Source organism: Streptosporangium roseum DSM 43021 (assembly GCF_000024865.1).
GTDB lineage: Bacteria > Actinomycetota > Actinomycetes > Streptosporangiales > Streptosporangiaceae > Streptosporangium > Streptosporangium roseum.
In genome coordinates, this window is the sequence record NC_013595.1 from 6,313,437 (window position 1) to 6,333,832 (window position 20,396).

A 20,396-nucleotide genomic window follows, 5' to 3' on the forward strand; every position below is an offset into this window, starting at 1 on the left:
AGAGGCCGACTCAGGTGAGCCAGCTGATCGAGCGCCACTCGCGCAAAGCCGCCCGGATCCTGGACAGCGCACGGGCGCTGGTGCTCGACCACGGTGTACGCAAGGTCACCGTCAGCGAGATCGCCCAGGCCGCGGGGGTCGGCAAGGGCACCGTCTACCTGTACTGGCCCGCCAAGGAGGACCTCATCCTCGGGTTGTTCGCTCGCGAACTCCTGACCTTCCTGGATGAGATCATCACCCGCATCACCGCCGACCCCGCCGCCGTGCTGCCGCACCGCCTGGCCCCGCTGCTGATCCGCGCCGGGCTGCGCCTGCCGCTGGCACGCCGCGTGCAAAGCGGCGACGCCGACCTGCTGCGGCTGCTCACCCAGCAGACCGGCGACCGCGAACTGTTCGCCCGCGTCACACCCAGCGCCCTGTGCGAGACGGGCCTGCCGATCCATCACCGCCATGGCCTGATACGCCACGACCGTCCCCTGCCCGACCAGGCCTACGCCCTCCACGCCGTGCTCACCGGGTTCAGCGCCGCCCTGTCCGACCCGGCCACCGCCCCCCTCGGCGTCGACGACCCCGAGCAGGTCCTCGCCGACACCGTGGCCCGGCTACTCGAACCCCCCGTCGCCCCCGGCGAGCCGGCCATCGCCGCAGCCGCCGAGGAGACCCTCGTCGTCCTGCGCCAGATCCAGGAGGCATTGCTCGGCCTCATCGAGCGCAGTCAGACCCTCCAGCAGTGAGCGGATTCACGTCAGCGCGGCCGTACGGGACAGGCATCCGTTTCCACTACTGCCCTGCGCCTGTCCGTGCCGACCCGACCGGACAGACCAGGCCCAGCAGGAGCCTTTGAGGCCATCGACCGCCACATGACACTGCCCGGCCGGTCCCCGCACGAGCCGGCCGCCGGATGGGTGTGGCCCTGCGGCCAGGGGAGAGGCTGACCGACGCGCGGTGGGCGAGTGGGGCGCGCAGCGCGGTCGAGGCTCACCCGTTCTTCGGAGGGGTCCGCAGAGGACCCCCTCCGATCGCCGGGACCGTCCGGGCGGCGAGGCGGGGTCTCTCCGATATCGAAAAGCCCAAAATGGTGGCACTCCAGTGGAAATCCCACGATCATTGGGCCTTCACCCATGGAAACGGCGTAGACGGCGAGAATACCGATGGCGGCAGAGCAGGCGCCTCTGGGAGTGGACCCGCGCATCCCCAACGCGGCTCGGATGTACGACTACTTCCTTGACGGCAAGGACAACTTCCAGGCCGATCGAGATCTCGCCGAGCTGGTGCTGAGCGTGCTGCCCGAGACCCGGGACGGCACCAGGGAGAACCGCAAGCTGATCGGCCGGGTGGTGGAATACCTCGCCGGCCAGGGCATCAGGCAGTTCCTCGACCTCGGCTCCGGGCTGCCCGCGCAGCAGAACGTGCACGAGGTCGCCCTCCGGCTCGCGCCGGACGCCCGCGTGGTCTATGTGGACAGCGATCCGGTGGTGTGCGCGCACGGCCGCGCCCTGCTGGCCGAGGGCGACAGGGTGGCCATGGTGCGGGGAGACGCGAGAAGGCCGCAGGAGATTCTCGGTGATCCGGAGGTCCGGGAGCTCATCGACTTCGACGAGCCCGTCGCGGTCCTCATGATGTTCCTCCTGCGTCTCGTCCCCGACGAAGACGACCCGCAGAGGTTCGTCGCCGTCTATCGCGAGGCGATGGCACCCGGCAGTTACCTGGCGATCTCACACGTCGGCAGCGACGCCGCCCCCGAGCGCACGGCCCGGATCAGCGAGCTCTACCGGCAGAGCGACGCGGCCTTCTGCCCCAGGACGGGAGAGGAGATCGCCCGGTTCTTCGGCGACTTCGAGCTCATCCCTCCCGGCCTGGCCAACGGGCGGAAAGCGGAGAACGTCTGGCCGTTCGCCGACCCCGACACGGTGCTGCCCGTCGACGAGGAAACGGCCCGCATGGCGTACGTGGGAATCGGCCGCAAGCCCTGACGGTCCCGCCCCAGTGGGAATCGGCCGCAAGCCCTGACGGTCCCGCCCCAGTGGGAATCGGCCGCAAGCCCTGACGGTCCCGCCCCAGTGGGAATCGGCCGCAAGCCCCTGACGATCCCGTCCCATGTCGATCGAAGCTCCACCTCCCGCCGGGAAACGACCAGGCCGCCGCCTTCGCCCCGCCCATCCGCCCGGGAAGCCGCCTGACCTTCCCCTGCCTCCCGGCGGATCACTCCCTCGCCCCGAGAAGCGGACGCGACCCTCGTCATCCGTGAGAATGCCCCTGGCCGTCAACTCGTTGACTTCAGCGTGGCGCGGCACGATGACCGCGTCTCCCCGGACATAGCACTTGTCATGACCACCACCATGCACATCAAGCGTTTTCGGGAACTCGAAGCCGTACTGCTTGGCCGGGCGCGCCATCCGGCCAAGCAGATCATTCCGTTTCATTCAGCATGGTCAATGCGGTTGCCAGCAGTAGGGCAAGCGGGTTGCCTGCACATCCGGATGGATCCCATATGACCGGGTTACGCCATTCCCCGGCCGCGTCCGTGGCCGGTGACAGGTCGCCTGTCTTGCCCGCACTCAGCCGATCTCACCTGTCGCCTCCGAACGGGCACCCTGCTGGACGGATCATCCCGCCCTCACCTCAGGGATGGGCAAAACGTCCAACCTCGATTGCGTACGCCCGGCGGAGCGGCACGATGCGGAGACGTGAACGACAACGACCTCCTTCTCAACCTCAACGACCGCAGGTTCGTCATGGTCAGCTCGACGGCCAGCGCGGTGGATCCGGACGGGCCCACCGAGTTCACCTACCGGGAGTCCGACGGGATCATCTGGGGCGACTACACCGGCGACACGGTGGTCCACGGGCGTTTCGTCGGCACCCGGGACGGCGACCGCCTGGAGATCACCTACGTCCACCTGCTCAAGAACGGAGAGCGCGCCGGCGGGCAGGGGGGCAGCCGCATCGAGACCCTCCCCGACGGCCGGTTGCGCCTGGTCGAGGAGTTCCAGTTCGCCGGGGACGACACGCCGCACGTGAGCGTGTGCGCCGAGGTCACAGGAATCTGAGGGACCCACCCGTCGAGTCGGACGGCCCCGGGAAGAGCCTCCGCCATACCGGTACGGCTCCCGGGAAGAGCCTCCGCCATACCGGTACGGCTTCTAGAAAGGCCCTCAGCCCTACCGGACGTCCCCGGGAAAAGGCAGCTCCGTACCGGAACGCCCCGGGAAGTCCGCCCGCCGTGGCGGGCGGTTCAGACGTCCTGCTGGAGCTGGGCGCGGCCCTCGGCCGCGCCCACGAAACGCATCATGCCCAGCGGGACCTCTGCCCCGGTGGACCCGGCGGACCCCGCAGGTCCGGCGGCCCCCGAGGGGCCCGCGGATCTGGCAGGGCCGGTGGACTTGGCAGACCCGGCGGCGGGGTCGGCGGGCGGGCGGCGGGAGGACCGGGCGGGGCCGCGGTCGCTCGGCAGGACGTAGGGGCGCCTGAGCACTTCGTCCAGGATGAAGACGGTCTCGGTGGCCTTGACCGCCGGGATGTTGGCCAGCCGGTCGGTCACCATCGCGTGCACGGCCGCGACGTCGGTCACCCGGACCTGGATCATCGCGTCGTGCTGGCCGGTGGTGATCGCGCAGTACTCCACCTCGGGCATCTGCGCGAGCTGGGCGCGGAACTGGCGCCACATCTGCTGCCGGACGGTCACGAAGATCAACGCGGTGATGCCGAGACCTGCGCGGACATGATCGATCTCCGCCGTGAACCGCTTGATCGCGCCGTCGGCGCGCAGCGCCTCGAACCGCGTGTAGGCGTTCGCCCGCGAGATGCCGACCCGTTCGGCGAGGGCCGCCACCGAGATCCTGCCGTTCTCGCGCAGCACCTCAAGGATCTTCAGGTGGGTCGCGTCAAGCTCCAGGCCGATGCCGATCCGTCCAGGTTGGCCGCCCTCCTGGCCCGAGTTCCTTGACATTTCGGTCATCCCCATACCCCTTACGTCAGTTTCGTCTCAGCTTAGCCTCATGAACTGGACTTTCTGCCGGACAATCCTGGACGATCGGCGACCAAACGTCTACATGGCCCATTTTCGGAGGACACAGAATGGCGATCCGTTCACGGCGCCCCGGCGCGAAGGCAGCTCTGCTGCCGGTGCTGCTCACCGGCGCCCTCGCCCTTGCCGCCTGCTCCAGCGGCGGTTCGTCCACGACGTCCCAGAACGGTGGCACCACCGCCGCCGCCAAGACGCTCGTGATCGACACCTCCTTCGACCTCAAGACGGCCGACCCGGGGCGTACCTACGAGCCGACCGGCCTGATCATCGGTAAGGCCGCCTACGAGACCCTGCTCACGTTCGAGGGCTCCGACGTCACCAAGCCGGTGCCGGCCCTCGCCGAGTCGTTCGAGCTGTCGGCCGACGGCAAGGTGCTCACCCTCAAGCTCCGCCAGGACGCCACGTTCGCCGACGGCTCCCCCGTCACCGCAGACGACGTCGTCTTCTCGCTGAACCGCGTGCGCGACATGAAGGGCACGCCGTCGTTCCTGCTCGACGGCGTGGAGGTGGCCAAGTCCGGCGCGGAGACGATCACTCTGACGTCGAAGAACGCCAACCCGGCGCTGCCGTACATCCTGCCCAACCCCGCGCTGGGCATCCTCAACTCCAAGCTCGCCAAGGAGCACGGCGCCACCGCCGACACCGGCGACAAGGCCGAGCAGTACCTCAACTCCGCCTCGGCGGGCTCGGGTCCGTACACGATCGAGTCGTTCAACGTCAGCAGCCAGGTCGTGCTCAAGGCCAACGCCAAGTACTGGGGCGCGACCAAGCCGGTCTACGACAAGGTCGTGCTCCGCAACGTCGAGGCCGCGACGCAGAAGCTCAACATCTCGCGTGGCGACAGCCAGGTCGCGCTGAACCTCTCCGGTGACCAGGTCACCGGGATCACCGGCGACCTGCAGATCAAGAAGACGCCCGCGGCCAACGTGATCTTCCTGCTGGCCAACCAGAACCCCTCGGTCAGCAAGGTCACCTCCAACCCCAAGTTCGCCGAGGCCGTGCGGAAGGGCGTCGACTACGCGGGCCTGCTGGAGCTGGCCGGCGAGGGCTCGGTCCAGGCTCCCGGAATCATCCCCTCGATGCTCCTGGGCTCGCTCCCGCCGGACCAGGCGGCCAAGCGCGACGTCGAGGGCGCCAAGGCGGCCCTCAAGGAGAGCGGCGTGGCCAACCCGACGGTCAAGCTGGAGTACCCCAGCGAGCTGACCGTCAACGGCCTCTCCTTCCAGCCCCTCGCCGAGCGGATCCAGGCCAACCTCAAGGAGGTCGGCATCACCGTGGAGCTCGCTCCCGCGCCGATCACCACGGCCCTGGACAACTACCGCAACGGCAAGGAGGAGCTGGGCCTGTGGTACTGGGGCCCCGACTACCCGGACCCCAGTGACTACCTGGCGTTCCTGCCGGGCAAGCTCGTGGGCCTGCGGGCCGGGTGGAAGGCCGGCGCCGACAAGGAGCTGGAGGCGGCCGGCGCGAAGGCGGCCACCACGATCGGCGACGAGGCCAGGAAGCAGGCCTACGTCGACGTCCAGACCAAGCTCAACGCCGCCGGCACGTTCATCCCGCTCATCCAGCCCAGCCAGAACATCGTGACGGCCAAGTCCGTCACCGGCCTGGAGTTCCACCCGGTGTGGACCGTCGATGTCGCCGACCTCAAGTAGCGAGGACCTGAAGGGGGATACGGCCCGGCGCAAGCCGGGCCGTTCCGGCAGCCGGAGCCCGCTGATCCGCTTCCTGGCCCGCAGGGTGCTCACGGCGCTGCTGCTGGCCGTGGGCATCACCCTGGTCACCTTCGTCCTCACCAACCTGGTCCCCGGCGACCCCGTCTCGGCCAACCTCGGCCAGCGGGCCCTCGGCGACCCGGCGATCGTCGCGCAGTGGCGGGCCGAGCACGGCCTGGACAAGCCGCTCCCCCAGCAGTACCTGATGCACCTTCAGGGAGTGGTCCAGGGCGACCTCGGGACGAGCCAGCAGAGCCACCGCCCGGTCATGGACGACCTGGCCGAGTCCGTGCCCGCCACGCTCGAACTGGCCGGCGCCGCGATCCTGATCTCCCTCGTGGCGGGGGTGGCGTTCGGCGTGGTCGCGGCGCTCCGCCGGGACCGGCTCTCCGACCACCTGCTCCGGGTCCTCAGCCTGGTCGGCATCTCCGTGCCGACGTTCTGGCTGGCGCTGATGGCGTTCTACGTCTTCTTCTACCGGTTGCAGGTCACCCCGGGCAGCGGCCGCATCGACCCGACCATGAGCCCGCCCCCGCAGGTCACCGGGCTGTACACGATCGACTCCGCCCTGGCGGGACAGTGGGACGTGTTCGCCTCCGCGGTCGGCCACCTCATCACCCCCGCGCTGGTGCTGGCCCTCTACACGATCGGCCTGCTCACCCGGTTCACCCGGTCGGCGGTGCTGGAGGTGCTGGGCCAGGACTACGTGCGCGCCGCACGGGCCAAGGGCCTGCCCGGCCGGGTGATCCTGTTCCGCTACGTGCTCCGCTCGGCACTGGTGCCGATCATCACGGTCGCGGGCCTGGCCTTCGGCAGCCTGCTGTCCGGCACCGTGCTCGTCGAGGCGATCTTCGCCTGGCCGGGCGTGGGACAGTACGCCTACAAGAGCGCGACCACCCTCGACCTGCCCGCCGTGATGGGCGTCGGCCTGGTGGTGGGCGGGGTCTACCTCGTCATCAACCTGATCGTCGACGTGCTGTACGGCGTCATCGACCCCAGAGTGAGACTCCAGTGAAACTCCCCCAAGCCTGGCGGCAGCCGCTGGCGATCGTCGGCGGGGTGATCGCGCTCGCCTGGATCGTGATCGCGCTGGCCGCCCCGCTGCTGGCGCCGCACGACCCGCTCGCCCAGGACCTGCCGCGGCTGGCCTCGCCCGGCCCCGGCCACTGGTTCGGCACCGACCAGCTCGGCCGGGACATCCTGAGCAGGGTGATGTACGGCGCGCGCCTGTCGATCCCGCTGACCCTGCTGCTGGTCGTGCTCTCGGTGCTGATCGGCGGCCTGCTGGGTGCCTGTGCCGGATATTTCGGCAAGTGGGTTGATGAGACGATCATGCGGTTCGCCGACCTCGTCTTCGCCTTCCCCACCATCATCCTGGCCATGGTCGTCGCCGCCGCGCTCGGCGCGAGCCTCACCAACGCCGTGCTCGCCGTACTCGTCGTCGCCTGGCCCGCCTACGCCCGCGTGACCCGCGGGCTGGTGCTGGGCGTGCGCGAGCGCGAGTTCGTGGTGAGCGGACGGCTGCTCGGATTCTCCGCCTGGCGCTCGCTCCGGGTGGACGTGCTGCCGAACGTCACCGGCCCCATCCTGGTGCTCGCCACCCTCGACATCGGCACCGCGCTGCTGCTGCTGTCCGGCCTGTCGTTCCTCGGGCTCGGCGCGAAGCCGCCCTCCCCCGAATGGGGCGCGATGGTCGCCTCCGGCGTGGAGGTCTTCGACAGCTGGTGGGTGGCGACCTTCCCCGGCCTGGCCATCCTGACCGTCGTGCTGGCGTTCAACTTCCTGGGCGACACGCTGCGTGACGCCCTCGACCCGCGGACGGCCCGCGCCATCAAGGAGCGTGCGCTGTGAGCCTCCTCGCCATCTCCGACCTGAAGGTCTCCATCGGCGGCAAGGAGATCCTGCGCGGCGTCGACCTCGACCTCCGGGCCGGCCGCGTGCACGGCCTGGCCGGCGAGAGCGGCTCGGGCAAGACGATGACGGGCCTGGCCGTGCTCGGGCTGCTGCCGCACGGAGCCCGCACCAGCGGCCGGATCGCCCTGGGAGAGCGCGACCTGCTGGCCATGCCGGCCAAGGAGCTCAACACGGTGCGCGGCGGCGAGATCGCCATGGTCTTCCAGGACCCGGCGACCAGCCTGCACCCGATGCTCTCGGTCGGCCGCCAGCTCACCGAGCACATGCGCCACCACCTGGGCCTCGACAGGAAACAGGCGCGCGCCAGGGCCCTCGAACTGCTGGGCCAGGTGCGCATCCCCGGCCCCGAGGGTGCGATCGACCGCTACCCGCACCAGTTCTCCGGGGGCATGCGCCAGCGCATCGCGATCGCGATCGCCCTGGCCTGCTCGCCGAAGGTGCTCATCGCCGACGAGCCCACGACGGCTCTCGACGTGACCGTCCAGGCCGGGGTGCTGAGGCTGCTGCGCGGCCTCTGCGACGACCTGGGCCTGGCCGTACTGCTCGTCACCCATGACCTCGGCGTGATGTCGGCGGTCGCCGACGAGGTGAGCGTGATGAAGGAGGGCCTGGTCGTGGAGACGGGCCCGCGCGGCCAGGTGCTGCGTGACCCGACCCACCCCTACACCCGCGCCCTGCTGGAGTCACTGCCCGGGGAGACCTCATGACACTGCTGACCGTGGACGACCTCGTCGTCGAGCACCGCACCCCCGGCCGCCCCCTGGTGCGCGCCGTGGCCGGAGCCAGCCTGACCGTCGCGGCGGGCGAGGTCGTCGGGCTCGTCGGCGAGTCCGGATGCGGCAAGTCGACGCTGGCCCGCGCGGTGTGCGGGCTCAACCCGGCCGCCTCCGGGAAGATCACCTTCGACGGGCACCCGGTGACCCCGCTCGGCCTGCGCCGCAGGAACCGCGCACTGGCCGGGATCCAGATGGTCTTCCAGGATCCCTACGCCTCGCTGAACCCCCGGCGCAGGGTCGGCGCGCAGATCGCCGACGGGCTGCGCACGGCGGGCGACACCGTGACCTCCCCCGCCGACCTGCTGGAGCGGGTCGGGCTGCCCCGCGACTTCGCCGGCCGCCACCCGCACGAGTTCTCCGGCGGCCAGCGGCAGCGGATCGCGATCGCCAGGGCGCTCGCCGCCCGGCCGACCATGCTGATCGGCGACGAGCCCATCTCCGCGCTCGACGCCTCGGCCCAGGCTCAGGTGGCCAGGCTGATGCGGGACCTCGCGGTCGAGTCGGGCGCCGGCCTGCTGTTCATCAGCCACGACCTGTCGGTGGTACGGCTGATCGCCGACCGGATCGCGGTGATGTACCTGGGGAAGATCGTGGAGGTGGGCCGGACCGCCGAGGTGTGGGCCGATCCCCGCCATCCGTACACCCGGGCGCTGCTGGGCGCGATCCCCGCGCCCGACGGCGCCGGCGTGCTCCCGGCAGAGCTGTCAGGAGACGTGCCCGATCCGGCCGATCCGCCGCCCGGCTGCCGGTTCCACCCGCGCTGCCCGGTGGCGATGGACGTGTGCCGGGAGCGCGAACCCGCGTTCGGCCCGGTCGCGTGCTGGCTGCACGAACCTGCATGATCGACGAGGTGCGCCTCAGGATGGCGGAGGAGGGGATCGACGCCCTGGTGCTGCGCCCCTCCCCCGACTTCCGCTACCTGGGAGGGCAGGGCGACGGATATCTCGTCCTGCCCCTCCGGGGCCCGCTGGAGACTGCGGCCGGCCCGCTGGAGGCGGCGGCGCTCATCCCCTCCTCCGCCCGTCGCGTCGGGGTGGACCCCGAGATGCGGGCCTGGGAGCTGTTCTCCCTGCGGGTTAAGGCCGAACTGGTGCTGGCCTCGGTCGTGCTCGCCCCGCTCCGGCTGCTCAGGGGGCCGGCGGAGGTCGCGGCGACGGAACGCGCGGCGTCGGCGGCGGACGCGGTCCTGCTCATGGCGCGCGAGCTGGCGTGGTTCGGCACCACCGAGCGCGCGATGGCCCGGCGGCTGTGGGCGATGATGGTCGAGACGGGCTGCGAGGAGGTGCTGTCGGTGCTCGTCGCGGCCGGAGAGCACAGCGCCGTCCCCCGGCACGTGCCGTGCGACCGCGTGATCAATCCGGGCGACGCGCTTCTGGTCTCGGTCTGCGGGAGATGGGGGAACCACTGCTCGGAGGTCGCCCGCGTCTTCGCGGTGGCCGAGCCGCCCGAGGACTTCGAGGCGATGTACTCGGTCGTCCTGTCCGCCCAGCGCGCCGCCCTCGACTCGCTGCGGCCCGGCGTGACGGCGGCGGAGGTCGGCAGGGCCGCCCAGGAGGTGATCGAGGGCAGCGGCTACGGCCGCTACGCCGCCGAGCGGCCGGGACGGGGCGTCGGCCTCGGCCAGGACGAGCGTCCGTGGCTCGCCTCCGGCGACACGACCGTGCTCGCCCCCGGCATGACGGTGTGCGTCGAACCGGCGATCTACCTGCCCGAGCTGTTCGGCGCGCGGGTGGCCGACGTCGTGGTGTGCGCCCCCGCCGGGGCGCAACGGCTCAGCGGGAGCTCGCAGGCCCTCCACGTCCTCGACCACTGAGCGGGCGGGCCGGCCCGTACTCCCCGGCGGGGGGAGCACGGCCTCCCGGGGAGTACGGCCATCGGGGGGAGGGCGGCCATCGGGGGGAGTGCGGCGGAGGCCGTACTCGATCAGCCGGCCGGCAGCGCCACGACGGCGGGTCCGAACGCGGTCCCCAGCAGGTAGCACAGGGTGAACAGGCCGATCGCGGCCGGTCTGTGCTCTTCGGGGACCGCCGAGGTGGCACGGACCGCCAGCACGCCCTGGCCCGAGGACGCCGCGATCGAGGCGGCGGCCTGGGCGACCAGAAGACCGGGAACCCACGAGACGGAGACCGCGGCCAGGGCCGCCGCGACACCGGTGGCGGCCAGTGCCATGATCATCAGGTGGGGCCGTATCCGGGCGGACGCCGCCACCACGAACCACGACAGCGCGCCGCCGAACAGCAGCGGCCACACCATGGCCACGCCGATCTGCGCGGACGACCAGGTCGTCAGCTCCGACAGCCGGACCGGCAGCGCATAGACCAGCCCGAAGTTGCCCACGGCCAGGGCGAAGGCCAGTCCCGCGGCCCCCAGGAACCGGGGCGCGCGGACCAGGGCGGCCGGCACGAAACCCGCCGGCCGGATCCGCAGATGCATCCCGAGCGCCGTCGCCGCGGCGACCGCGCACAGTCCGGCGGCCACGGGCTGGTGCGGCACGGCCACCAGCGCGGTGACCAGCCCGGTCAGCACCACCACGCCGATCACGTCGAACCGTCCGGCCGACGGCGCGGACCGGACCTCCTGCCGCAGCACGGCGGGCACCGCCAGCACGGCCACGACCGGCAGGGCGAGCACGACCCGCCAGGACAGCAGATCGCTGACCAGCGACCCGGCCAGCGGGGAGACGGAGCCGACCACGGCGAGCGAGGCCGTGGCCACGCCCATCCGGCGAGGGGAGTCAGCCAGCTGCATGGCGATCGCCGTCAGCCCCGCGGCGCCCAGCGCCTGCGCGGCGGCGGCGAGGAGGAGGACGGGCAGGCTGGGGGCGACGAGAGCGAGGCCCGCCCCGATCAGGGCGAGCAGGGCGCAAACCGCCGCCGTGCCACGCATGCCGCGGTGGCCGACCAGCCCTGACATCAGCGGCGTCCCCACCGCGATGCCCCACCCGAACACCGTCACCAGCCAGGTCGCCTCCCCCGTCGAGACCCCCAGGCCGCCGGCCACCTCGCCCAGGATGAGCGCCGGTCCCGCGATCCCGAACGACATCGGCCCGGCCAGCACCGCCAGCCAGACCGCGGAGACCCCGGCGTGCCGCGGCGGAGCCGTGGGCGGAGCGCTCATCTGGCTCCCAGCGTCGGGTAGTCGGTGTAACCGCGGTGGTCGCCGCCGTAGAAGGAGGCGGGGTCGGGCTCGTTGTAGGGGCCCCCGGCCTTGACGCGCTCGGGCAGGTCGGGGTTCGCCAGCCACAGCGCGCCGAGGCTGACCGCGTCGCACAGGCCCTCACGGAGCACCGCGGCCGCCGCGCCGATCCTCTCCTCGGCGGTGTCGCCCGGGTTGAGGATCAGCGTGCCCGGCCACGCGGCCCGGACCAGTTCGGTGATCTCCCGGTCGAACTCCATGATGTGCACGTAGGCCGGCTCGAACGGCGCCAGCGCGCGCATCAGGGCCGGATACACCTCGGCCGGGTCATGTTCCCGGATGCCGTTGTTGGGGTTGGCGGGGGAGATGCGGACGCCGACCCGCTCCGGCCCGATCGCGTCGGTGACCGCCCCGACGACCTCGGCCGCGAAGCGGATCCGGTTCTCCACCGAGCCGCCGTAGGAGTCGGAGCGGACGTTGGCGCTGCCGCACAGGAACTGATGGAGCAGATAGCCGTTGGCGGCGTGCAGCTCCACCCCGTCGAACCCGGCCTCCATCGCGTTCCTCGCGGCCGCGACGAAGTCCTCGACCGTCGCGGCGATGTCCGCGAGCGTCATCTCCCGCGGGGTGGGGTGGTCGAGCATGCCCTCCCTGGTGAAGATCTGCCCGCCGGACGCGACCGCCGAAGGGGCCACGGGCAGCGCCCCGTCCGGGTAGAGACACGGATGGCCGATCCTGCCGGCGTGCATCAGCTGCGCGAAGATCCGGCCGCCCCCGCCGTGGACGGCATCGGTGACCCGGCGCCACGCCCCGACCTGCTCCGGCGAGTGCAGGCCCGGGGTGTCGATGTAGCCCTGGCCGATCACCGAGGGCTGGATGCCCTCCGTGATGATCAGACCGGCGGCGGCCCGTTGCCCGTAATACTCGGCCGTCAGATCGGTCACCAGCCCGCCGATCGCACGGCTGCGTGTCATCGGCGCCATCACCAGGCGGTTGGGGAGTGTCAGCTTGCCTACGATGACCTGCTCGAATAGCTCGTCCATATTGATGAAAGTATGAGCGGGGAGCTGCATCGCGAATCAGTAGAATCTACTGGTTTCAGGTACTTGGAGGGTACGTGCTGTACGGGCGGTCCACTGAGCAGGTCGAGCTCGAGGGCTTGATCGCCGCGGCGCTGGAGGGGCACAGCGGTGTCCTCGTGGTGCGCGGCGAGGCGGGCATCGGCAAGACCGCGCTGTTGGACTGGGCGGCCGGGACGGCGGCCGGGCACGGGCTGCGGGTGGTGCGGGTGACCGGCGTCGAGCCGGAGGCCGACCTGGCGTTCGGCGGCCTGACACAACTGCTGTGGCCGCTGCATGATCGGCTTGACGCGCTGCCGGGGCCGCAGGCCGCCGCACTGAAAGCCGTGCTCGGGGCCGAGTCGGCCGGGGGGCGGGACCGCTTCCTCACCGGGCTCGCCCTGCTCACGCTCCTGGCCGACCTGGCCGAGGACGTCCCGGTGCTCTGCCTGGTCGACGATGCCCAGTGGCTCGACCAGGCCAGCGCGGAGCCCTTGCTGTTCGCCGCCCGGCGGCTCGCGGCCGAGGGGGTGGCGATGGTGTTCGCCACGCGGGAGGACGGCTTCGCCGCTCCCGGACTGGGCGAGCTGCGGCCTTCCCGGCTGGACGGCCGGGACTCGGCCCGCCTGCTTGCCGAGCACGGGGTGGCGCCGGTCCGCCGGGAGAAGATCATCTCCGAGTCCTCGGGCAATCCCCTGGCGCTGATCGAGTTCGCCGCGGGGCAGCGCGGCCAGTCGGCTGGGCCGCTGTTCCCGCAGGTCGCCGACCGGGTGCTGGCGTCGTTCCGGGCGCAGATCGAGCGGTTGCCCGAGCGGACCCGGCTGATGATGCTGATGGCCGCCGCCGAGGGAAGGGGCGATCTGGCGCTGTTGCTGCGGGCGGCGCACCTGATGGGCACCGGCCTCGACGACCTCGAAGAGGCGGAACGGGCCGGGCTGATCCAGGTGACCGAATCGGCCGTCACCTTCCGGCATCCGCTGATCGCCACCGCCGCCTACCAGGGAACCGCGTCGGCCCGGCGCGTCGCCGTGCACCGGGCACTCGTCGAAGTGGCCGAGGACCCCGACTGCCGCGCGCACCACCTGCCCGCCGCGACGATGGAGCCCGACGCGGGTGTCGCGTCCGAACTCGCGGCCGCGGCCGAGCGGGCCGGTGCCCGCACCGCCTACACCGCCGCCGCCCACCTGTACGAGCAGGCGGCCCGGCTCGCCGTCACCGGGGGGGACCAGGCAGGCTGGCTCGCCCGAGCGGCGGCCGCGGCCCTGGCGGGCGGCCACGCCGGCCAGGCTGCCGAGCTGGCGGGAAGGGCCGAGGTCCTCGCCGGGCACTTCGCGGGAAGCGCCGCCCGGCAGGGCCCTCCCTCCGGAGAGGGGCATCACGACGCCGTGGCGGAGCTCACCTCGGTGCGCGCGGCCGCGATGTTCGAGCTGGGCCAGGAGGAGAAGGCCGTCCACCTGCTCCTGGACCGCGCCGATCGAGTGGCTCCGCGCCAGGGCACCGCCATGCTGCGTACCGGCGCGACCTACGCCTGGCTCACCGGCGACGAGGCCGCCCTGTCGGCCGCCGCCCGGAAGCTGGCCGCCCTCGGTGACTCCGACCGGATGGCCGAGGGCCTGGCTCACCTCATGCGGGCCGACTACGCCCGCGGCCTCCCGCTGCTGGCGGACTTTCTGAACAGGGCCCCCGACACCGAGCGCGCCCTGTTCACCGGGATGATCATCGGTGACGACGCCACCACCATGGCGCTGGCCGCCGCCGAGGTGGCCCGCTGCCGTGAACAGGGCCTCATCGGCGCCCTGCCCCAGGTGCTGCAGATCCTGGCCCAGACCCAGGTATGGGCCGGCCTGCACCGCGACGCCGAGGCCGCGGTGGCGGAGGCCACCGGGATCGCCTGCGGCACCGGCCTGCAGCAGCGCATCGCCTGGCTCAACGGCGTCCCCGCCCGGATCGCCGCCATCGAGGGTGACGAGTCCCGCTGCCGCCGCCTGGTCGGTGAAACCCCCGACGCCTACCGGGCGACCGGCGACGTCGTCCTGAGCCTGCTGGAGCTGTCCATGGGCGACCACGAGTCGGCTCTGGACCGCTTGGAAGCAGCCTGGGCCGGTCCGGTCCGCAACGCCGCGGTGCTGCTGTCCTCCGCCCCCGACCAGATCGAGGCGGCGGTGCGGCTGGCGCAACCGCACCGCGCCGAGGAACCGCTCCGCCGCCTTCGAGCCTGGGCGCAGGCCTCCGCGCAGCCCTGGGTCCAGGCCGTCGCCCTACGCTGCCAGGCCCTGACGAGCGACGACGAGGCCTCGTTCCGGGCGGCTCTCACCCTCCACGAGCGGGGTGGCCGCCCCTTCGAACGCGCGCGCACCCAGCTTCTCTACGGCGAATGGCTCCGCCGCGCCCGCCGTCCCGGCGACGCCGGTGCTCCCCTGCACGCGGCCCTGGAGACCTTCGCCCGCCTGGACGCCGCTCCCTGGATCACCCGTGCCCGGTCCGAACTTCACGCGAGCGGCGAGTCCCCCAGAGCCGCTCACCCCGCCCCCGCCGCCCCGCTCACCCCGCGAGAGCTCCACGTGGTACGGCTGGCCGCCGCGGGCCGCAGCAGCCGCGAGATCGCCGCCCAGCTCTTCCTGAGCACCCGTACGGTCGAATACCACCTGTACAAGGCCTATCCCAAGCTGGGCATCACCTCCCGCCGCGAGCTGAGCCGCCTGAACCTCACCTGACCTCGTCCCCCTGGCCGGACCCCACGCGCCGGAGCGCGGTGACCGCGATGAGCGCGGTGGCGACCGCGAACACCGCGCACACGACGGCGACCGTGTTCAGCCCGCCGGTGTAGGCGTCCCTGGCCGCGGCCAGCAGCTGGTCGCCGATCCCGGCGGGAAGCCTTCCGGCCACCGCCAGTGCGCCTTCGAGGCTGTTGCGGGCGGTCTCGGCGGCATCCGCCGGGACGCCGGGCGGCACGGTGATCGCATCGCGGTAGACGACGGCGCCGAGGCTGCCCAGCGCGGCGATGCCCACCGCCACGCCGAGATGGCTGCTGGTCTCCTGCAGCGAGGCGGCCGACCCCGCCTTCTGCGGCGGGGCGGAGCTCACGACCAGGTGGGTGCCCAGTGCCCCGATGGGGCCGGTGCCGAAGAAGCCGATCACGAACCCGGTCACCAGCAGCGGCAGCCCGCCGACCGGACCCACAAAGGCGATCAGCGCGTAGCCCGCCGCGGCGACGGCCAGCCCCGCCCCGATGACGACCCCCATCGAGAACCGCCTCGCCAGGGCCGGAGCCATCTGCGCGGAGACGATGGAGGCGATCGCCGACGGCACCATCCACAGTCCCGCCTGCACCGGGGACAGGCCCTCGACCATCTGGAGGAAGCCGGTGATGAACAGGTAGCTCCCGGCCACGGCGACCATGAGGAGAGTCGTGATCAGCAGCGAGGCGGTGAAGGCGGCGTTGCGGAAGAGGCGGACGTCCAGTACCGGATGGGCGAGCGTACGCTGCCGCGCCACGAACACGGCTCCGACGGCCAGGCCGGCCACGGCCGTCAGGATCGGCAGCGGCTGCCAGCCGTACCTGGCGATCTCCTTGAGTCCGTAGACGAGCGGGAGGATCGCGGCCAGCGAGAGCGCCACGCTCAGCAGGTCGAGCTTGCCGCCTTCGGGGTCGCGGTACTCCGGCAGCAGGATCGGCGCCGTGATCAGCAGGACCAGCATGACCGGCACGCCCAGGAGGAACACCGAGCCCCACCAGAAGAACTCGAGCAGCATCCCACCGATCACCGGGCCGAGCGCGGTGCCCGCCATGAAGCAGCTCGCCCACAGCGCGATGGCCCTGCCGCGCTGCCGCGGGTCCTGGAACATGTTGCCGATCAGGGCCAGGGTCGAGGGCATGAGCGTCGCCGCGGCGACGCCGAGCAGCGCGCGGCTCACGATCAGCATCTGGGCGCTGTTCGAGTAGGCGGCCAGCAGGGAGGTGACGCCGACGGCGACGGCACCGATCATCAGCAGTCTCCGGCGGCCGATCCGGTCGCCGAGCGCGCCCATGGTGACCAGGAAGCCGGCCATCAGGAACCCGTAAATATCCATGATCCACAGCGTCTGCGTGCCGGTGGGCCGCAACGCCTCGGCCAGCGGCGGCAACGCCAGGAACAGCACGCTCTGGTCAAGGGAGAGCAGCAGCGTGGGCAGAGCCAGTACGGCGAGGCCGGTCCACTCCCGGGGCCCGGCCTTGCGGCCGACGGCCCCGACGGTATGTGACGACATGGGAAATCCTTCCGTGGTTCGCGGATCCGCTCGTGATCCGCTCAGCACGACCACCGTGCACGCCGGCGCTCTCGGTCTTCTCCCGGTCCTCTCCCGGTCCTCTCCCGGTCCGCTCACCGCCCCGTGCCGTCCCGATCCCGACCTGCGGGACGGGCACCGGCGGCGGTCGGCTACCGTGACTGCATGCGTTTCGGGGTGCTGGGCCCGCTGGAGGTGTGGACGGCTGACGGGCGGGTGGTCAGGGTCCCGGAGCTCAAGGTCCGCGCCCTGCTCGCCGACCTCCTGGTGCACCGCGGGCGGCCGGTGTCCGCGGACAGGCTGATCGACGACCTGTGGGGCACCGCGCTGCCGAACAATCCGCTCGGCACGTTGCAGAACAAGATCTGGCAGCTGCGGCGCGTGCTTGAGGACGCCGAGCCGGGCGGGCGGGACCTGGTGATGTCCCGCCCGCCCGGATACCAGCTGCTGGTCGAGCCCGACGCGGTGGACGAGGGCCGCTTCCACGAACTGGCGACGCGGGCACGGGCGAGCGGCGACTCCCGGGTGCGTGCCGCCCTGCTGGCGGACGCACTGGCGGTGTGGCGCGGCCCGGCGTTCGCCGACTTCGCCGACGAGGGGTTCACCCGGACGGCGACGGCACGGTTGGAGGAGCAACGGCTGACCGCGTTGGAGGAGCAGGCCGAGGCGCGGCTGAAACTGGGAGAGCACGCGCTGCTGGCCGACGAGCTCGGCGACCTGGTCGCCCTGCATCCGCTCCGGGAACGGCTGCGCGCCGCCCACGTACGCGCGCTGTATCTCGCGGGCCGGCAGAGCGACGCGCTGAACAGCTATGGCGACCTGCGGGAGCGGCTGGCCGAGAGTCTGGGCCTGGCCCCCGGTCCCGAGCTCGCGGCCCTGCACCAGGCGATCCTGGTCCAGGACCCGGCGCTGACGGCGGTGCCCTCCCCGGCCACGACCGTGGCCCGCCCGCTGACGAACGTGCCGAGCGCGCTCACCGACCTGATCGGCAGGGCCGAGGCGGTCGGCGAGCTCCGCTCGCTGCTGAAGGCGGGCAGGCTGGTGACGCTCACCGGCGCGGGCGGGGTCGGCAAGACCCGGCTCGCGCTGGCGATCGCCGAGCAGGTCGGCCAGTCGTTCCCGGGAGGAGTGCGGCTGGTCGAGTTCGCCGCGCTCGCCCCGTCCTCACGTTCACCGGCCCACCCCCGGGGACGGCGGGAGACGGCTCCGGCGACCGAGGTGCACGACGTGGTCGGCGAGGTGCTCGGGGTGCGGGATGTCATGACGTCGGCCCCCGAGCCCCTCTCGCCGACGGAGCGCATCGTCCACGCGCTGGGGGACCAGCCGACCCTGCTGGTGTTCGACAACTGCGAGCATGTGATCGAGCCGGTCGCCGAGCTGGCGGAGCGGTTGCTCAGAGCCGCCCCCCGGCTGCGGATCCTGGCGACCAGCCAGGAACCGCTGGGCATCACCGGCGAACATCTCCAGGCGGTGCGCCCGCTGCGGCTTCCCGCGCCCGCGACGGACCTCGGCCCCGCCGCCGCGCGCCGGTTCAGCGCGGTGGAGTTGTTCGTGGCGAGGTCGAGCGCGGCGGCACCGGGCTTCGTCCTCGACGAGACCAACGTCGAGGCGGTCGTCTCGATCTGCCGGCGGCTGGACGGCATCCCCCTCGCGCTGGAGATGGCCGCCACCCGGGTCCGGGCGCTGGGCGTGCACGAGGTGGCGGCACGCCTCGACGATCGCTTCCATCTGCTGGCCGCGGGGGCCCGCGGCGCCCCGGCGCGGCAGCGGACGCTACGGGCGGTGATCGACTGGAGCTGGGGCCTGCTCGGCGAGCAGGAGCGTGCGGTGCTCCGGCGGCTGGCCGTGCACCCCGGCGGCTGCACGCTCGCCGCGGCCGAGGAGGTCTGCGCCGGTGACGACGTGGATCGCACGGAGGTCCTCGACCTGCTCGCCCGGTTGGTGGACTGCTCGCTGGTCGTCATGTCCGCCGGCGCGGACGGCCCCCGGTATCGGCTGCTGGAGTCGGTCACGGCCTACTGCGTCGAACGCCTCCGTGAGGCCGGCGAGCTCGAAGAGTTCCGGCTCAGGCACCGCGACTACTACACCGACCTGGCCGAACGCGCCGAGCCGCGCCTGCGGGGCCACGACCAGCGGCTGTGGCTGCGGCGCCTAGACGCCGAGACCGCCAACCTGCGTACCGCGCTCGAGGGGGCGGCGCGGCTCGGTGACGCGGACCGCGCGCTGCGCCTGGCGAACGCGCTGACGTGGTACTGGTACCTGCGCGGCCGGATCGGCGAGGCCGAGCGGTTCCTGGCCACGGCGCTGTCGGCCGGTGACACGGCCCCCGCCGCCACGGTGGCCAGGGCCACGGCCTGGCTGGGCGGCCTCAGGCTGCTGCTCGGCGGTAGCGCGGATCCGGCGGCGGAGTACCGCGCCGCGCTGCGGGCGGCCGAGCGGATCGACGACCCGGGCGGGCGGGCCCGGATGGAGTGGTTCCTCGGATCGCACACGTACGGCATCGGCGATCTGTCGACGAGTGAGGACCTGACCGGCCGGGCGTTGGCGACCTTCCGGTCACTCGGGGATCGCTGGGGTATGGCCGCGGCCCTGAACAACCGCACTTTCCACGCGAAGCTGCGCGGAGACTTCCAGGCGCTGCGGCGGGACGGCGAACGGAGCCTGGAGCTGTTCCGGGATCTGGGCGACCAGTGGGGGCAGCTCCAGACCGTGACCCCGCTGGCGACGCTGGCCGAGATCGCCGGCGACTACGGGCAGGCCGGGCGGCTGTACCGGGACGGGCTGCGGATGGCCGATGACCTCGGGCTGTGGCCCGAGGTCTCCTTCACCCTCTCCGGGCTGGGCCGGATGGCCCTGCTGTCGAAGGACTACCCGGCGGCCAGGGAGTTCCACGAGCGGGCGAGACGGCTCGCCGTCGAGCAGTCGGACACGTTCGGGGAGCAGTTCGCCGAGATCGGGCTCGGGCTGGGGGCGCGCAGGGACGGAGATCTCGACACCGCCGAGGCGCACCTGCGCAGCGTGCTCGACCTGCACCGCCGGATGAGTCACGAGCCCTGCGTTCCCGCGCTGATCCTGGCCGAGCTCGGATTCATCGCCGAGCACCGGGGCGACGCGCGCGCCGCCCTCGACCTGCAGCTGGACGGCCTCGCCACCGCCCGGACCACCGGCGATCCCCGAGCGGTCGCGCTGGCCCTGGAGGGCCTGGCCGGGGCGCAGACGCTGGCCGGTCACCCCGATCACGCCGCCCGGCTGCTGGGGGCCGCCGCGGCGGCCCGGCAGTCGGTGTGGATGCCGCTGCCGGCCGGTGAAAGGTTCGACGTCGATCGCATCACCGCCAAGGCCGGGGAGGCCCTCGGTGACGCGGGTTTCGACGCCGAGTTCGAGCTTGGCGGCGCGCTGCGGCCCGACGAATACCTGGCTCACCCGTCCCTGGCCGGGCACACGCGACGGACACCGGTCAGGTCCGCGACGCCCTGACAGGCCCGGTGATGTCGAAGATCCGCGA

General features: G+C 72.3%; 16 protein-coding genes. 12 read left to right on the top strand and 4 right to left on the bottom strand.

Going from position 1 to position 20,396, the window contains the following annotated elements; translation table 11 throughout:
- Positions 1–14: 14 nt before the first annotated feature.
- The 4 genes from SROS_RS27795 (at position 15) to SROS_RS27805 (ending at position 3,050) form a co-directional block, all read left to right on the top strand.
- The gene (locus SROS_RS27795; RefSeq protein ID WP_012892250.1) at positions 15–734 is read left to right on the top strand and encodes a TetR/AcrR family transcriptional regulator; all 720 of its coding nucleotides are present in this window, start codon (positions 15–17) and stop codon (positions 732–734) included.
- Positions 735–1,151: 417 nt separating this feature from the next.
- A complete protein-coding gene (locus SROS_RS27800; protein ID WP_012892251.1) occupies positions 1,152–1,973 on the top strand; it encodes an SAM-dependent methyltransferase in 822 nt (273 codons plus the stop codon).
- 354 nt (positions 1,974–2,327) lie between these two features.
- Positions 2,328–2,495 (top strand): hypothetical protein, encoded by a 168-nt coding sequence (locus SROS_RS51220; RefSeq protein WP_169369393.1) that lies wholly within the window; start codon positions 2,328–2,330, stop codon positions 2,493–2,495.
- 192 nt (positions 2,496–2,687) lie between these two features.
- On the top strand, positions 2,688–3,050 hold the full coding sequence (locus tag SROS_RS27805; RefSeq protein WP_012892252.1) for an avidin-fold protein: 363 nt from the start codon (positions 2,688–2,690) through the stop codon (positions 3,048–3,050).
- A 185-nt stretch (positions 3,051–3,235) separates the two neighbouring features.
- Here the strand turns inward: SROS_RS27805 and SROS_RS27810 are convergent, their stop codons facing one another.
- Complete coding sequence (locus tag SROS_RS27810; protein ID WP_012892253.1) at positions 3,236–3,958, bottom strand: Lrp/AsnC family transcriptional regulator; 723 nt, start codon at positions 3,956–3,958, stop codon at positions 3,236–3,238.
- A 119-nt stretch (positions 3,959–4,077) separates the two neighbouring features.
- Here SROS_RS27810 and SROS_RS27815 point away from each other — a divergent pair, with 119 nt between their 5' ends.
- Genes SROS_RS27815 through SROS_RS27840 form a run of 6 tightly spaced genes read left to right on the top strand, consistent with a single transcriptional unit; the run spans position 4,078 to position 10,245 of the window.
- The gene (locus SROS_RS27815; RefSeq protein ID WP_012892254.1) at positions 4,078–5,682 is read left to right on the top strand and encodes an ABC transporter substrate-binding protein; all 1,605 of its coding nucleotides are present in this window, start codon (positions 4,078–4,080) and stop codon (positions 5,680–5,682) included.
- The gene (locus tag SROS_RS27820) at positions 5,663–6,757 is read left to right on the top strand and encodes an ABC transporter permease (protein ID WP_012892255.1); all 1,095 of its coding nucleotides are present in this window, start codon (positions 5,663–5,665) and stop codon (positions 6,755–6,757) included. The genes SROS_RS27815 and SROS_RS27820 overlap by 20 nt, the downstream gene beginning before the upstream one ends.
- Positions 6,754–7,593, top strand: coding sequence for an ABC transporter permease (locus SROS_RS27825; RefSeq protein ID WP_012892256.1), 840 nt, complete (start codon positions 6,754–6,756; stop codon positions 7,591–7,593). Before SROS_RS27820 ends, SROS_RS27825 begins: the two co-directional genes overlap by 4 nt.
- A complete protein-coding gene (locus tag SROS_RS27830; RefSeq protein WP_012892257.1) occupies positions 7,590–8,363 on the top strand; it encodes an ABC transporter ATP-binding protein in 774 nt (257 codons plus the stop codon). The genes SROS_RS27825 and SROS_RS27830 overlap by 4 nt, the downstream gene beginning before the upstream one ends.
- Positions 8,360–9,274, top strand: coding sequence for an ABC transporter ATP-binding protein (locus SROS_RS27835; RefSeq protein ID WP_012892258.1), 915 nt, complete (start codon positions 8,360–8,362; stop codon positions 9,272–9,274). The genes SROS_RS27830 and SROS_RS27835 overlap by 4 nt, the downstream gene beginning before the upstream one ends.
- Entirely contained in the window at positions 9,250–10,245 is a 996-nt protein-coding gene (locus SROS_RS27840) for a M24 family metallopeptidase (protein ID WP_245564297.1), read from the top strand. The genes SROS_RS27835 and SROS_RS27840 overlap by 25 nt, the downstream gene beginning before the upstream one ends.
- A 110-nt stretch (positions 10,246–10,355) precedes the next feature.
- Here SROS_RS27840 and SROS_RS27845 read toward each other — a convergent pair whose 3' ends face one another.
- Together SROS_RS27845 and SROS_RS27850 are read right to left on the bottom strand one after the other, a co-directional pair.
- The gene (locus SROS_RS27845) at positions 10,356–11,549 is read right to left on the bottom strand and encodes an MFS transporter (protein ID WP_012892260.1); all 1,194 of its coding nucleotides are present in this window, start codon (positions 11,547–11,549) and stop codon (positions 10,356–10,358) included.
- Positions 11,546–12,610, bottom strand: a complete 1,065-nt coding sequence (locus SROS_RS27850) for an alkene reductase (RefSeq protein ID WP_043653109.1) — start codon at positions 12,608–12,610, stop codon at positions 11,546–11,548. The genes SROS_RS27845 and SROS_RS27850 overlap by 4 nt, the downstream gene beginning before the upstream one ends.
- Before the next feature lie 74 nt (positions 12,611–12,684).
- On the opposite strand from SROS_RS27850, the gene SROS_RS27855 reads away from it, so the two are divergent.
- On the top strand, positions 12,685–15,339 hold the full coding sequence (locus SROS_RS27855) for a LuxR C-terminal-related transcriptional regulator (protein WP_012892262.1): 2,655 nt from the start codon (positions 12,685–12,687) through the stop codon (positions 15,337–15,339).
- Here SROS_RS27855 and SROS_RS27860 read toward each other — a convergent pair.
- The gene (locus SROS_RS27860; RefSeq protein WP_012892263.1) at positions 15,332–16,873 is read right to left on the bottom strand and encodes an MFS transporter; all 1,542 of its coding nucleotides are present in this window, start codon (positions 16,871–16,873) and stop codon (positions 15,332–15,334) included. The genes SROS_RS27855 and SROS_RS27860 overlap by 8 nt on opposite strands.
- A 183-nt stretch (positions 16,874–17,056) precedes the next feature.
- Here SROS_RS27860 and SROS_RS27865 point away from each other — a divergent pair, with 183 nt between their 5' ends.
- Positions 17,057–20,368, top strand: coding sequence for an AfsR/SARP family transcriptional regulator (locus tag SROS_RS27865; RefSeq protein ID WP_012892264.1), 3,312 nt, complete (start codon positions 17,057–17,059; stop codon positions 20,366–20,368).
- Positions 20,369–20,396: the final 28 nt, after the last annotated feature.